Below are 15,579 nucleotides of genomic sequence, written 5' to 3'. Positions count from 1 at the left end.
TTAAGCGACCAATTGCCACAATTACCCCAATTAACAAGAGGACATTAAGAATTAAGCTCCAATTTGCCTGCATCATTTACTCCATAGCCAAAGCTTGCATTACATCAACCGCAACTAAACGAGAAACCCCTGGCTCACGCATAGTTACCCCCATTAAGTGATCTGCCAATTCCATAGTTACTTTATTATGTGTAATAAAGAGAAACTGTACGGATTGTGACATTTCTTTTACCATAGCGCAAAAGCGCCCAACGTTCACATCATCTAAAGGCGCATCCACTTCATCCAACATACAAAAAGGTGACGGATTTAACTGGAAAATGGCAAAGACTAAGGCCACCGCTGTCATCGCCTTTTCTCCGCCCGATAACAAATGAATCGTGCTGTTTCGTTTTCCTGGTGGTTGTGCCATTACTACAATACCAGCTTCTAACAGATTTTCACAAGTCAATTCGAGTTGCGCTCTGCCGCCACCAAAAAGCCGAGGAAAAAGGGCTTTAAACGACGTGTTCACCTCATCAAAGGTATTTTCAAGACGTAAGCGTGTTTCCTTATCCATTTTCTCAATTGCAGTTTCTAAGGTTGCCAAGGCTCCACTTAAATCATTATGCTGTTCATCAAGATAAATTTTACGCTGCTGTTCGCAAGAAAATTCGTCAATTGCCGCCAAATTAATCGCACCAAGGCGTTTGATTTTATCGGTTAAGGCAATTAATTCATCCTCACGGATACTTTGCGTAGTCCCTTCAGGTATATGTACCAATAAGGCCGGCGCTTGTAAACCCATTTCATCCAATGACTCTTGCACCGAACTTGCGCGTACCGCTAATGCCTGTTCTTGCATACGTGCCTGACCAATGAGTTCTTGTATGCGTTTCACTTCGAAATCACAATTTAAAATATGTTTCTCAAGATCTTCAAGTTCCATGCGTAATTGTGATACCTGCTCGCGACTCATAGTCAATTGCAACTCGACTTCAGCATGCCTTAGTAATTGCCGGTCCAATTGCTCATTAAGCTGTGCTCCCGGCTCTTTAGTCTGCAAGCACTGCATAGCCAAACTCTCCAAACGCTCTTGTAAAATATCGAGACGTTCTTGTTCGCGATTAATGCGCTCAACCAATTGCTGTATTTTATTTTTTTCCCGATCATCTTCTAGTTCAGCACGATGCAGAGCCATCCGTGTTGTTTCAACTTGTTTATTGTGCCCCGCCAACGCATCCAAGCACTCTTGTTTTTCCTGCGTGCATTGCTCTAGCTGAAACTCATAATCGCTGCATTGACTTTGCAAATCGAGTAAGCGTTCTTTAATCATTAAGTATTCTTCAGCCGTTTCTTCAAGAATCATTTGTAATTCTTCACACTCTGCCGCCAAAGTTGTGGCAAGTTTTTCAGCATGCAAAATAGCTTGCTCATTGGTGCTTAAGGCAACGCTATTGGTTCTTAATGCGTCGTCACTGGCATTAACATTAAGTTGCTGTAATTCACAGTCAGCAACACCTTTTTGCAATTGCTGGTGGTATTGATCACGTTGCATTCTCAACGTTGCAATTTCATGCTGCAATTTGTCTACGACCAAAGCAAGATCCGTAATTTTTTGCTGGCGCGCCAACAAGCCTAACTCATCATGTTCTTGTGGATGCGCAAATTTTACCCATCCCTGCCCTAACCAAAAACCATCTGGGGTAATAATGGATTGATGAGCTAATAAATCGGGCAACCAACTTAACGCTTCATCAAAATGCTCTGCCGCAAAAATAGACTCCAAGGGATACGCGTTTGCGGGAATATCGCCATGAATCTTATCAACAAGACGAGGATGAGCGGTTGCTTGGTCATTTATGGTCCTCAGAGTAACAATGCTTTCCCCTTGGCGTTCGCAGGCTTCACGTTGTGACCATAACTCATCAAAGGTTTCCAGCACATAAGCATGCAACCCATCATTCAGTACGCGCTCACACGCTCCTTGCCATTTGGCCTCAACCTGTAACACATCCATTAATCGCGGTTTATCAGCCCAGTCTTTAATACCATGTTTGTTGCTTTGCATTCCCTGTCTTGCGGCACGTTGCGCTGCAGTTAATGCTGCATGCTCACTGTTTGCACGATGAAAATCATCTTGCAGCTGATGCAGTTGTTGTTCGCTTGTCTGAACTTGGGTACGTAATTGCTTGACATGCTCTTGGCTTTGTTTTAATTGCAGCGCATCAAATTGTTGATTTTCTACTAATTTAACGCGTTGTTCATCCAAATTTTGTTTAGTTTGCTGTAACTCATTTAGCGAAATGGATTCTTGCTCTAATTTAAGTTTTTCTAGTCGCACCAGAGTTTGTTGTTGCTTTTGCTCCAGATGTTGGGCATTTACTTGCGCGACATGGAATTCTTTTTGCAAATTATTGGCTTGGCTTTGCACTTCTTGCCAGCGTAAATTCCATTGCGTTTGTTGCTTTTGTGCATCCTGCCAGTGTTCTTCTTGTTCTTTAAATTGTGTTTTTAAGCGTGCTAATTGCGCTTCTAAATGTTCAGCATTGTGCTGGCAACTAAGTAGCTCTTCTTGATCCTGTTTCAATTGTGCGGCAGCAATCTGCCAATCTTCTTGCATTTGCTGTTGATCCTGCTCGAGGCGTTTCTTTTCACGTACCTGTTGTTGTATGGTTTCTTCCAAACGCGCAATTTCGGTTCCCAACTGATAAAAAACGGCCTGAATTTGTTGGCTTTGCTCATCCACATCATGAAGTTTTTCATTCACCACAACACGCTCAGTATTTGCCTTAGTTAACACGCTTTGGTGTTGGGCATGACTTACTGCCAAATCCTGCAATTCACGTTGTTTTACTTCTTGCTGAGTCATCAAATCCTGCCATTTTAAGGCCATGATTTCAGCGCGGCATAATTGTTCTTCTTCTTTAAGAATCAAATACCGTTCAGCAGCCTTCGCTTGGCGCTCCAGACGTTGTAATTGTTTGTCTAGCTCATCGCGGATGTCGGCTATCCGGGTTAGATTCTCGCGAGTATGGGCAATGCGTTGCAAGGTTTCTTTGCGACGTTCCTTATATTTGGAAACCCCAGCAGCTTCTTCAAGAAATACTCTTAAATCTTCTGGTCTTGCTTCAATTAACTGAGAAATGGTACCTTGACCAATGATCGAATAACCGCGCGCGCCCGCACCAGTACCAAGAAAAATATCGGTAATGTCTTTACGGCGACAACGACTGCCATTCATATAATATGCAGAATCCCCATCGCGAGTAACCACGCGCTTTACCGAAATTTCCCCATAACTTGCAAAAGGCCCGGTTAAACGCCCTAAACTGTTGTCAAAAACTAATTCAACTGAAGCTTGTCCTACAGGTTTGCGATTAGACGAGCCATTAAAAATAACGTCTGTCATCGATTCGCCACGTAAGTTACGGGCAGAACTTTCCCCCATAACCCAACGGACGGCATCAATGATATTGGATTTTCCACATCCATTCGGACCAACTACCGCAACCAATTGACTCGGAAAATAGACAACGGTAGGATCAACAAAGGATTTAAAACCCGCTAATTTCAATTGCTTTAAATGCATAGGAAGGGCAATTTAAACAAAATAAAAAGGCATTATAACTGAGGAAAGGAAAAAACGCTTCATTTGACAAAGGCAGTTGCCATTATATAATGCCCCACATCTGTAAAAGATGGATATGTAATGAAGCAAATTCTCAATAAATTATCACTTGTGGTACTGGGTACAACCCTGCTTTTTTCCACCGCAGTTTTTTCTGAACCACCAAATCTGACCATTGTCAAAAATGAAATCAAAAATTATCACGATTCTGGTCTTTATCAAAAAGAGTTAGCACAAGTCATCCATAAGGCACAGCAATTCATCGTGCATCAGGCGATAAGCAACCAAAAGCAAAAACCGCAGCAAAAATTGGCGATTGTTTTGGACATCGACGAAACCAGTTTATCCAATTATAAGTACATGGCTAAGCGTGATTTTACGGGTACACAGGAGCAATACCATCAAGACATCATGGCCGCCAATGCACCTGCGATTAAACCCACACTCGCATTATATAAAGACGCCATCCGTCACGGAGTTAAGGTATTTTTTGTAACCGGAAGACATCAATCTGAACGTAACGCAACCCAAAAGAATTTAATGAAAGCCGGCTATAAACAATGGGCAGGGCTTTATTTACGCCCGAATCACTATATGCACAAATCCATTATTCCCTTTAAATCGTATACCCGTAAGCTCATTACGGAACAAGGTTACACCATTGTTGCGACAATTGGCGATCAATGCAGTGATTTAAAAGGTGGTTATGCCGAAAAAGGATTTAAATTACCTAATCCTTATTATTATTTACCGTAAATATTATTGAGGTTGGGTTTTACAACCCAACCTTGCATTAAGAAAGCGCGCCCGGCTCATTCTGGTTTAGATTCTGCGGCAGCAATTGTGCCAACACCATCGACATCAGTAGTTGAATTTGCCGCTCATACATCGGACGGTTGTACCCCCCTTCCAACCCCCAATAAATACTGGCAATAGACTTTTTATGCTCATGATACAACGCAAATATGCATTCATAAAAATAAGTTAAATCCTGATCACTAAAGCGCGTTTTTTGTGCTTCTGCCACACTCATGGTTCGCCCATGAATGGATTTACCGCAGGGCGCGGTTTCATCTTGATGAGAATCCCAACCAGTAGGTAAAATGAGCATTACTTTTTGCTCGCTCTTTTCGGCACTGACAATTTGCTCCTCTATTTTCTGTAAGGCAAATAGAAGTGCTGCATGCGCAGCACCAGGACCTCGGGGCGTAAGACTTAAGTCAACGGCAAAATAGTTCATTTGCCCACGGCTCCAGCATTTGATTTTCTGGCCAGCATCGGTACCAAGACTATTAAATTCACGACGTATAAACCGATGATCCTGGTATGGATAAACCTGAGAGTCAAAAACATCAACGTGACAAATATCAAGCTCCGATGCAGACTCCATTAAATCATGACTCAAGCCGTTATCGCGATTTACATCGGTACCCACAATGATAAACTTTAAAGGCGAGCCGTAGGTTTGGGCGCGATATTTGATTAACATGGCAGTTTTATCCACAATACAAAAACCACTTCCACCGCGGCTAAATGCATGATGCGTCGGCAAACCAAAAGAAAAGTGGACTTTTGCCGCATGAAATAATGTTGTTGCAATATCTTTCACCAGAACAGCAAAAGCTCCTGGAGTAATAGTAATTTCTGATTCTAAAGCCAACGTGCCTGCTGATTTTGCGGCAATACAATAGGTAATCAGCTCTTGGAGATATTCAAGAGGATGCGCCAGAAGCAGTGCTTGGAGAATGGCATCGCTTTGGGGAATATTATTAAACAAAGCTAAGGCTGCAGTTTTATCACCTTGCATAATAGTCGCAAATAACTGTTCCCATGCGGCGGGCAAACTGACTTGATCGGTGGTCATCACAGGTAAGGATGCATGCTCGGCTTTAATTTGCTCAATAGCATGCACCATATTAGTTAAACGTTGATCTTGTCTTTCACTTAATCCCGCAGGCATTCCATGCATCTGTGTTCGATCTTTTGTCGAGGGAATCTGAATACACCATTCAGGAGTGCTCGTTGTATACGAACTAGACGAAACCATGGCTCTAAAGAAATATCCTTTTTTATACATTTTCATTTCCTATGAAAATTAAACATGAAGTGGCTTAATCAATAATTAATCTTAATTCAATAAAAAAGAATAACCACAACACATCAAGAATCGCTCTATAATATTTTTTAAAGATTCATCTCAAAATTATAGAGTGTGGATGACGAATACACTCTAAAAACCAGTTATCTTGCCATGGAATTATAAGGTAATCGCAGCCTGTACTATTTCTTGCACTTCATTAAGCTCTTGTGAAAATCCTTGACGCATGCCCGCGTTAATTTTACTGCTCCCCCAAAAAGTCAATCCTGCACCAGTGGCCGTAGTTAAGGAAAAAGCTATCCCTCCCGCAATTTGCATCTGCAGCAAGCTAAGACCGATGGCCAAACCCCAGGCGCTTAAGAGCGCGCTTGAGCCCAAAGAAGTTACAAAGGCAGCAGTACTAACCCCAATTAATAAGGTGCCAACCACAACCAGTAAGCTACCCAACACTTTTTTGCTCAGCGAGGCAGCGCCGGTAGCATAGTCAGCCATATCTCCCAAACGCTTTGCGGCGCGCATATCCCCAGGATTGTTATAGACATTGATTAAATTCGTGGCAATACGCGTGTAAAAATGAAAATCAATGGCTTCATTTCTTTGGGCTTTGCCCTCAATTTCAACCTGCAGTGTTTGTGCAGCTTGAATAATTTTTCGCTGCATCTCAGTTTGCTGACTTAAATTAGCATGTAAGAGGAAGGTCATGGCTTGTTGAAAAATGCTGCGTTCTGTGTTCAGAATATCGTGTTCGCTATTGGCAAAAATTAGTGGATATTGGTTTTGCACTGCTTCAAACCACGCGCGCGCATTGTTCTCAGTCTTTAACTGTTCTGGTAAGTCGTCTTGCGAACGTACATGCGTGCTATTAATAACCGTTACTAAGCAATTAAGAAAGTGTTCCTCTTTATTTTCTTGTCGTACTTGCGTCTCAATATAGCCTAAGAAACCACACAGTCTTAGGTAATTTATTCGTTGCTCACGTACATCAGGCGTATCAATTACTAATCGCTCGAACCCCTGGCGAATTTGCCACAAACTAATGCGTACTTGTGGAGAAAGTCCAATGAAATGCTTCTCTTCATAATCATCAATGGCGTTTAACAGCTTGTCTTTTAATTCGTATACTAAGCGTGACGGATTATTCTGTAGCGTCTCAAGAAATGATTCTGCAGCCAGAATGTGTGTTGTTAACCAGGTTCCACGCCCCTTTAATTTTTTTCTTTGGCTCTGCGCTATGGTCTTTGCCGTTTTATAAGACTCCATGTCCATTACAATTTGTCTACGCTCAGTATATAAACGATCTAATTCAGAAATTAAATGAGCCTCATAAGGATCATAGTAATACGAAGGATGACGAAAGGATTTACGTGCATACATCATATCTTGCATTCTCATCATCTCAAGCTGAGTTTGCGACCAGCGAATATCGCGATCTTTTTGCCCCAAAGAATTTTGCAATGTTGTTAAACGTTGCTCCTGCACCACAATTTCTGCAGTACGTTCATTGACTTGTTGTTTATTTGCTTGTAATTCTACGTTCCAAGCCTGAAGCACGGTTGGCGTGTAGACGATGATATTAACCTCAGAAGCCGGCATGATGACCTTACTAAATTATTTGCTGTTTCAAGAATCCTTTATTATACATTGTGGAAATTATTAACTCAACAAGGACCTTTTCCATGCCAAGCTGCTCAAAAACCATTCTGTGCACAGAATGGTTGTGAAGTCACAAATAACCTATAAAATAAACAAATTTGATTCACCACAATAATTGCCGCACCATAGGTAAACATGGGCAATACACCAACACAAGGAAAATCAGCACATGACCACCGCCAAAAAAGCCCTGGGAACCTATATTTTCCCCTTTATCTTAATCACATCGATTCTGCTTGGAGGCTTTGCTGGTTCCTACTTTGGTGCGCTGACGCCCTATTTAAAACCCTTTGGCGAAATTTTTCTTAATTTAATTTTCACCGCCATTGTGCCATTAATTTTTTTCAGTATCAGCGCCGCAATTGCCCGTCTTGGTTCGTTGGGGAAATTAGGTAAAATTATTTTTTATATGACGGTAGTTTTTTTATTTACAGGGATTATCGCCGCTGTTTATAGTCTATTTATCGTTACTCTCTTTCCTCCGGCTCAAGGAGTTTCCCTGCCTTTTCCCCACGAAAATCACGCAGCCACTGCCAGCATTGTCAGTCAAATTGCCGGGATTTTTACGGTAACTGCTTTTAGTAAATTACTCTCCCATGAACACATCTTAGCCTTAATTGTATTTTCCATCTTAGTTGGCATTGCCGCATCAGGCACCAATGAAAAAGGAAAACCCTTCATTAATTTTTTACAGTCTGGCGAAGAGGTTTTTATGCGCGTGTTTGCGCTGATTATGTATTACGCCCCAATTGGTTTCTTTGCTTATTTTGCGGTATTAATTAATGAACTAGGGCCGCAACTAATGCAAAACTACTTACGCATTGCCGTGCTGTACTATGTATTTTCTGGCCTTTATTTTGTACTTGGTTTTAGCATATATGCTTATCTTGCGGGAAAGATGCATGCAGTTAAGTTATTTTGGTCGCATATTTTTCTTCCCGCCATCACCGCAATTGCAACCTGCAGTAGTGCTGCGAGTATTCCGGCTAATTTAGTAGCCACTAAAAAAATGCGCGTTGCTCCAGAAATTTATGAAACCATCATTCCCCTGGGCTCAATTATTCATAAAGACGGCTCGGTAATTGGTGGTGTATTTAAGATTGCCTTTTTATTTGGCATTTTTCATTTGCCTTTTTCTAGTGCCTCTATATTACTGACGGCTCTAGGCGTTTCCTTATTAGTAGGCACGGTAATGGGTGCAATTCCCAGTGGAGGAATGCTCGGCGAATTGCTAATATTAAGTGTCTATGGATTTCCACCGTCCGTATTAATTGCCATTGCGGCAATCAGCATTATTATTGATCCCTTAGCAACAATGATTAATGTGACCTGCAATAGCATAAGCAGTATGCTGGTAGCGCGACTGGTTGAAGGTAAAAAATGGTTAACTTAAGGTTATAAAGCACATAATGAACAACTTATCTAAGCCCTATAAACGACTTTGGCGGTCACGTAAAGATCGAAAAATTGCTGGTGTATGCGGTGGTTTGGGCGAATATTTCAAAATAGATCCAGTATGGGTAAGGATCACCTTTATTATTTTTCTCTTACTGGGTGGCTCTGCTTTATTAGTCTACCTGTTGCTATGGATTTTAGTTCCCTTAGAACCGGCGGATTGGCATTAAATGGCACTAGTTCGCTGAAGGATGTCAAAATCTTGGTGAACGGTCATGCCCTCCCACGAACAGGGCTCAACTTTAACATTTAATCCTCGCTATATTATTAAGTCAACGCAAATAGAGCGGCACGCATCCCGACTTACTTGCTTTTTGCATATTGACGGGCACTAGTAGGCACTCAACATGGGGATAAATCCCAAACACCGGTTTAATTTTATCTTAAGCTTTATGCTTTAAAATATAATCATTCTGATCAATTTAAGGATTATGTATGACTGGCCAACATATTAACGAGCAAGTAAATATTTATCAACGTCCAATCATAGATGAAATGCATAAAGCAGATATGAATATCGGTATCACAATAGGCGATCTTCACGGTAATGCCATCAAATTAATATTCCTGCTTGTAAAACACGGAATAGTAACCAACATGAGCACCGAAGACTATAATCGGCTTGTTGAAATTTACAACACTGACGTAGATAGCCTCACTAAAGAGGATCTGGATGAATTTAATCAAATCGTACAAGGGATGGATATTAATAATAAAGCGACGATTAGGTTGATCGGAGATGAATTAGGAGATAGAGGACTCGGAGATCACTATACCTTGATGGTTCTTAACAAACTGCATCAAGCAAAAACTCCACTAGAAATACTGTATTCAAATCATGGCGGTGCTTTTATTGACTACAGCGAAATGGATGCAACCGCTCTGGAAAATATAAATTTTGCAGAAGATTTCTCGCTAGGCGATCCTCAACAGATGGAATCGCTTATAAATATGCATAAGCTTATAAGCAAGGGGCTTGTCTCTCGAGAAAAGATAATGAATAGTGCAGATAAGGCATATAAACCCGCATTAAAAGCACTTTCTTATAGTCTTAGTGAGGATGGAAAAGAAATTTCCATCTACAGTCATGCGCCTATAGGTATGAACAATATTGAAGAACTTACTAAACAATTTAATACTGAATATAAAGGGACAACAGCAATTGAGTTGGCTGAGACTATTGATGCCATTAATGAAAAATTTCAGGAAGCTGTAAAAAGTAAACGTGTACAGCAAGCATCTTCCCCTAACTCGGAGCTCTATAATCTAGCATGGAATACTCAAACAGGCTCACTCGTGCGCCCCAAAACATTAACAGCAGAAGGGGATATGATTAAATTTGTCCATGGGCACTGCGGAGGACGCCCCCTCGATTCCCATATTATCAATCTCGATAATAATTTAGGCAAAAAAATGAGAAATGGTCAGCATTGCAATGAAGGTGAATACACGGTTATCTATTCTTCTGAACATTCATTAAATGAAGCAAATAAATTAAAACTGCTCCGCAATAAATGTGAAACCTACAAAAACTATTTGAGCAAGGAAATAGTAAAACTTGCTAATACATTACCAAATGACTTATTACAACATTATCGTAATAATCACGAGGAACTGGATATAAATATGATTTCTACTCAGATTAAAAGTGGTAAATCCCTAGACTGCACATCACAAGGAATAGGAATTGGTGAAAAACACTCCTCAGAATGTTATCCCAAATTTTACGCGGCAGTTCATAAATATAACGTTGTAAATGATATGATTCATGCCTTAAGTGCTAAAAATCCTATCGATAACATGGTAAAGATAATGACCGACAACAAAAAAATATTAACCGATCACCGTTCGTCTTCAGGAGCAAGATTTTTCCAAGACATACTCAATATCTTGTCCTTTGGGCTTTATTCTAAATACACCAAAGGTACCTTTGCTTTCTGGAAATCAAGAGGTGAAGTTTTAACAGATAATCTGGATGAGACTCTATTGAACAACCCGAGTAAGAAAATAGTTCTGTGATAACCCTGTTGAAATGAACATTTTGGGGGGACTTTTCCACAGTCCTCCCCCTGAACGCTGAGAATTTTGTTAAAAATTACCCGCGCTCGCCATTCGTGCAATTGATTTTGGCTTAAGTATCTTGTCTTTATTTAGAGAATTCTCTGGCTATAGTCGCTCGCGCTCAATAGAAATAGCTAAGAGCAACGCATTAAGTATGGCCGCAATGCGCAAGACCGATTGAATTGCCATGTTCCCCACCGCCCCCTCGACTAATTGCTGCACATGCGCATGAATACACATGCCACAACCATTAAGCGTCGATACAGCCAAAGCAAATAGTTCAAAATCCACTTTAGGCACTCCTGGATTCATCATGCCATTCATCCGTAAATTAGCGGGCATAAGGGCAAGCTCATTATTTTCCGTCAAATGAATGGCGCGATAATAGATATTATTCATGGCCATCAATATCGCAGCTAGCTTCGCCGCCTGTCGCAACTCAGGTGTTATATAGGCCTCCCCTTCAGCTAAAATAGCCTCAATAACCAGCTTGTTCTTAAGACTGTAGGCAACGGCTAACGCTGTGCCATAAAATTGGCTTTCGCTTAAACCTGATTGACCAATATTAGCAAATAAGTTACTGACGTTAAGGCGAATATCTTTAGCAAAATCAGGGATGATTTGTTTTAATTGTTCAATTGACATGAGAGGGCTCCCTTAAGGAGTTCCAGTTTATAAACTAGAGCCCCTGGTTATGGATTAAAGTGTTTCACCACCGACAGGGCGATTACACGGACATAATTCATCGGTTTGTAAACCATCTAAAATACGCACTATTTCTTGAGGATTGCGGCCTACATTTAACGAATTGACACTAACATGTTGCACGACGTTATTCGGATCAATAATAAATGTTGCCCTTAAAGCACAACCACTTTCTGCATCGCGAACCCCAAAGCCATCCGTTAATTTTCCCTGTACATCGGCAAAACTGTATTGATTCAGTGCATGCAAATCTTTATGTTCCCGACGCCATGCAAGTTTAACAAATTCATTATCGGTACTCCCTCCCAAAACGACGGTGTCTCGCTCATTAAACTCCCCATTTAATTTTGCAAATTCCACAATTTCTGTGGGGCATACAAAAGTAAAATCTTTAGGGTAAAAATAAAGAACTTTCCATTTTCCTGGAAAACTTTGCTCCGTAATAACTTCAAAAGCACTCTCGCCACGTTCTTCATGCTGATTAAATCCTGGCTTTACAGTGACAACAGAAAATTCAGGTATCTTTTGTCCAACAGTTAACATAAGTTTCTCCAGTTCGATTAGGTTTCAATTGAAGTATAGTTATGGTGTATAATTATTTAAAATGAATAAAACAGATAAATTTAATCGAAAAAAACGATGAGAAAACTAACCAGCTTAAAACAATTAACCTATTTAGTGACACTGCATGAGCACCAACACTTTGGCCGCGCCGCTGCAGCCTGTTGCATTAGTCAATCAACCTTAAGTGCAGCCATCACCAATCTGGAGGAAACCTTGGAAGCACAACTTTTAGAACGAGATCATAAGACTTTTTTGTTCACGACCCTAGGGGAAGAAATTGTCAGACGAAGTCGCTTAATCCTCGAACAAAGCGATGAATTGGTCGATTATGCTAAAAATCAGGGTAAATTGATGCAAGGGGAATTCTATCTGGGCATTATTCCGACAATTGCCCCCTTTGTCTTAAATGAATTACACACTCGGTGCCAAGAGCTCTATCCTGATTTAACCTTATTCATTAGGGAAGACACAACCGATAATGTCTTAAGTTATTTGGCCTCAGGAAAACTCGACATGGTTATTATGGCATTGCCCTACCCCACACAAGATATTCATACCCAAGTGTTAGGTAAAGATTATTTTAAATTAGTATTACCACGCACCTGGTTGCATAAAGGCTTTGAGCAAGAAATCAGCAAACTACCTGAAAACAGTGTATTCCTGCTCGAAAAAGAACATTGCCTCACGGGACACGCCTTACAAGCCTGTGAATTGCAAGAAAGTAGCAAAATCAATCATTTTTTTGCTACCAGTTTGCATACGTTAATCCAAATGGTGAGTCATCAACCAGGTATTACTTTTTTACCAACTCTAGCCATTAACAGCGGCCTTCTTGCCGGAACAGATTTAGTTGCCGTGCCGCTAAAAAATAAGCATGCCTACAGAGAAATCGGGGTTGCTTGGCGCGCAACGTCGCATAAAATACAAATTTACGATAAAGTTGCGCAATTAATTGCGCGTATTTTAGTGCAAAAATCAACTAAAAACCCCACTGAATCATAGGTGTTCCCACTTTACACAATCTTTACACGCCCTGACCTGATCATTAATTGACCTTTGGGTGCTTTTTTTTGCTATAATGAGGCTAATTATCTCTCGGCTAAATTAGAAACTAACCATGACAAAATTTTATAACGACTTACTGTCTAAATTACGCGCAAACGAACAGGCAGAAAATCCTGCCTATTACCTGTTTCTTTTAGGCACTGACGTTAACTTTGTCCCAGTGCCCGACCAAAAAAAAGTTGCCCCTTACATAAGAGGAGAAACTTTTTCTTATGCGGCACAAGCAACAGCTAAGCTATTAGGGCAAGAAGGCATTTTTCTTAAAGAACATGCTAAGGCGGGCCATGAAAATTACGCGCACGCGTTTCATTCAGATTCGGTGGACTTAATCAATGGCCCGAATACCATGGGTGATGAAGCGGGGGATCGGATTGCCAAAGGATTACTGCTTTCCCTCCAAGCAATTGCCAAGGGACAAACCGAAATAAATCTTAGTGGTTTTAGTCGTGGCGCTGTTGAGGCAATCGTCTTAACCCATGAATTGGAGCGTGTAAAAAAAGCGCTGGAGGCAGATGCCGCAAGCACTATCTTCCCGAAAAAAACATTAGCGGAGATAATAAACGAAAGTAATTCCGTTCCAAGCGCGATTGCTCTTTTTAGACACGCAAGTTATACGCGGCAAGTACTAACCGCACTTACGGGTACGACAACCGCCCATGAAGATGAAGAAGTGCTTAAAACCAATCTTTTAACCGGCCTTAAGCAGCTAAAAGTAAATCTTTTCGTACTTGACCCGGTTCCTGGAGGCAACTTTGCAAAGATAGCGCGTGTAGGTTGGCAAGAATCAACTTTTTATACGCTACCAGATTTTGTTACTAAAAAAATCGAATTAGTGCAGCAACATGAAACCTCAAATTGTTTTAAAGTAATCATTCCTCAAGGCATGCCGTTTGAAGTAATCCCCGGCAGTCATGGAACAGGAGATGGTAACCAATTCGATGATACTGGCCAAGTAATTCAAGCAGAAAAAACCGATGTTTCCGCCGTCCAAAATCTTGTTCTGCAGCGCTGGATTGAGTTTATGTCATTCCATGTCAATAAAGATGCCGAGTTTGCTCTAGAAGAACTGGTACCTAAACATGACGCGCTTAATCAGGTATGCCAACAATACCTGCAAGCTACTCCCAAAGAGCGTGATAAGCTGCTGCTTGCCAGTTATGAAAAAATTATGGAAAATTATCCTGCCTTTGTTTTTCTGGCGGGACGATGTTATGCGGGATTAGGACAATTAGGGCCAATACGTCAGGTCCACTACCATCAACGTGGCGGTATTCCCATCACGGATATTCACCAGCATGGTGATGCCAAATCATTTGTTAATACGCAACACGTGCACCTGTGGCTGTCACAAGCGATTGCTGAATTTAATTTTTTCGACAAGCCGCTGGAAGAACAAATTGCCTGGTTGAAAAATAATCTTGAATATGTTTTTCAAGCCGCTGCTCAAATTGAGGAGAATGGCGCAGCGCTGCCAAATAAACAACTACAAACAATTCTTGATATGACCGAAAAAGAGGAGCAAGCTGCCTTATTAATTGAAGCCTTAGCAACTCTAAGCAATACCCTTATATTAACATACCTTCGTAATAATTTAAGTGAAGAGCAACTGAGCATTTGCCATGAGTATTTTGCCAATACAATTAAAATACTGCAAGAAGCTTCAGTCAATCAACAATTAGGCGAAGCGAAAAAAACTATTGCTCAACATTTTAAAACAGCCATCGAACATGGCTTAACTACTAACTTACATCAACACAGCCGTGCATTGCTGCTGCAAACCCAAAAGCAATTTGAGGACAGCGCACTATTGTTAGAACAATTACCTGAACAGGATGTGAGTACGCGCGAGCAAGAACAAGAGCAAAAACTAATCAGACACCAAGCAATTGAAGGCTGGTTAGTTAATACCCAAAAACTTCTTTCCGAATTAGATAGCCTTTCCGAGCAAATCGATAGATTAGTTCCTTATTGTGACCAACAGGATATGCTTAAAGCATTACACGAATTAACGACGAGTTCAATTTACACTGCTGAAACTAAAAATATCACCCAATTATCGCAAAAACTACACCGCATGGTATACCAATCAATTGCGATACTAAAAACCCAAGCAGCGACCTTGTTGAAAGAAAATCCTGCTCTGCTTAATAACAAACAAGAAGAATTAGCAGAACCTTTTTTCCAAGAAATGCGCTTGCTCGCCAAAGGTATGGGTGCAGAATTAGCAGAAGATAGGGCAACCCAAAAAGAGCGAGACGCAACTAAAGAAACATTGGCGCGCACCCAAGAAACACTGGAAACAACACAACAAGAACGAGACGCAACTAAAGAAACATTAGCGCGCACCCAAGAAACACTGGAAACAACA

11 protein-coding genes are annotated in these 15,579 nt (G+C 40.9%); 6 read left to right on the top strand and 5 right to left on the bottom strand.

Annotation, left to right across the window (positions count from 1 at the left end):
* Positions 1 to 76: 76 nt before the first annotated feature.
* Positions 77 to 3,571: a chromosome segregation protein SMC gene (gene smc / locus LDG_RS15515; protein WP_006872386.1), complete on the bottom strand. Its 3,495-nt coding sequence runs from the start codon at positions 3,569 to 3,571 to the stop codon at positions 77 to 79.
* Positions 3,572 to 3,691: 120 nt separating this feature from the next.
* Between smc and LDG_RS15510 the strand changes: the two genes are divergently transcribed.
* Positions 3,692 to 4,366: an HAD family acid phosphatase gene (locus LDG_RS15510; RefSeq protein ID WP_006872385.1), complete on the top strand. Its 675-nt coding sequence runs from the start codon at positions 3,692 to 3,694 to the stop codon at positions 4,364 to 4,366.
* Between the two features lie 37 nt (positions 4,367 to 4,403).
* Here the strand turns inward: LDG_RS15510 and LDG_RS15505 are convergent, their stop codons facing one another.
* Both LDG_RS15505 and LDG_RS15500 read right to left on the bottom strand, forming a co-directional pair.
* Positions 4,404 to 5,687, bottom strand: coding sequence for an arginase family protein (locus LDG_RS15505; RefSeq protein ID WP_040536214.1), 1,284 nt, complete (start codon positions 5,685 to 5,687; stop codon positions 4,404 to 4,406).
* A 180-nt stretch (positions 5,688 to 5,867) separates the two neighbouring features.
* Positions 5,868 to 7,301: a hypothetical protein gene (locus tag LDG_RS15500; protein WP_006872383.1), complete on the bottom strand. Its 1,434-nt coding sequence runs from the start codon at positions 7,299 to 7,301 to the stop codon at positions 5,868 to 5,870.
* A gap of 229 nt (positions 7,302 to 7,530) precedes the next feature.
* Here LDG_RS15500 and LDG_RS15495 point away from each other — a divergent pair, with 229 nt between their 5' ends.
* From LDG_RS15495 to wip, 3 genes are all read left to right on the top strand, one after another.
* Positions 7,531 to 8,754, top strand: coding sequence for a dicarboxylate/amino acid:cation symporter (locus tag LDG_RS15495; protein WP_006872382.1), 1,224 nt, complete (start codon positions 7,531 to 7,533; stop codon positions 8,752 to 8,754).
* Positions 8,755 to 8,770: 16 nt separating this feature from the next.
* On the top strand, positions 8,771 to 8,986 hold the full coding sequence (locus tag LDG_RS15490; RefSeq protein WP_040536211.1) for a PspC domain-containing protein: 216 nt from the start codon (positions 8,771 to 8,773) through the stop codon (positions 8,984 to 8,986).
* Positions 8,987 to 9,251: 265 nt separating this feature from the next.
* Positions 9,252 to 10,835, top strand: coding sequence for a Dot/Icm T4SS effector Wip (gene wip, locus LDG_RS15485; protein ID WP_006872380.1), 1,584 nt, complete (start codon positions 9,252 to 9,254; stop codon positions 10,833 to 10,835).
* A gap of 147 nt (positions 10,836 to 10,982) precedes the next feature.
* Here wip and LDG_RS15480 read toward each other — a convergent pair whose 3' ends face one another.
* Positions 10,983 to 11,522 carry a carboxymuconolactone decarboxylase family protein gene (locus LDG_RS15480; protein ID WP_006872379.1) on the bottom strand — a complete coding sequence of 180 codons (540 nt, stop codon included), beginning with the start codon at positions 11,520 to 11,522 and terminating at the stop codon, positions 10,983 to 10,985.
* A gap of 54 nt (positions 11,523 to 11,576) precedes the next feature.
* The gene (locus LDG_RS15475) at positions 11,577 to 12,125 is read right to left on the bottom strand and encodes a peroxiredoxin (RefSeq protein ID WP_006872378.1); all 549 of its coding nucleotides are present in this window, start codon (positions 12,123 to 12,125) and stop codon (positions 11,577 to 11,579) included.
* Between the two features lie 96 nt (positions 12,126 to 12,221).
* Between LDG_RS15475 and LDG_RS15470 the strand changes: the two genes are divergently transcribed.
* Together LDG_RS15470 and LDG_RS15465 are read left to right on the top strand one after the other, a co-directional pair.
* Positions 12,222 to 13,148, top strand: a complete 927-nt coding sequence (locus tag LDG_RS15470; RefSeq protein WP_006872377.1) for a hydrogen peroxide-inducible genes activator — start codon at positions 12,222 to 12,224, stop codon at positions 13,146 to 13,148.
* A 115-nt stretch (positions 13,149 to 13,263) separates the two neighbouring features.
* Positions 13,264 to 15,579, top strand: a 2,316-nt coding sequence (locus LDG_RS15465; protein WP_040536208.1) for a hypothetical protein, incomplete at its 3' end; no start/stop codon positions are given.

Source organism: Legionella drancourtii LLAP12, assembly GCF_000162755.2.
Taxonomy (GTDB): Bacteria; Pseudomonadota; Gammaproteobacteria; order Legionellales; family Legionellaceae; genus Legionella; species Legionella drancourtii.
The sequence above is the reverse complement of the archived record's forward strand: the minus strand, read 5'-3'. Positions and strand labels throughout refer to the sequence as shown.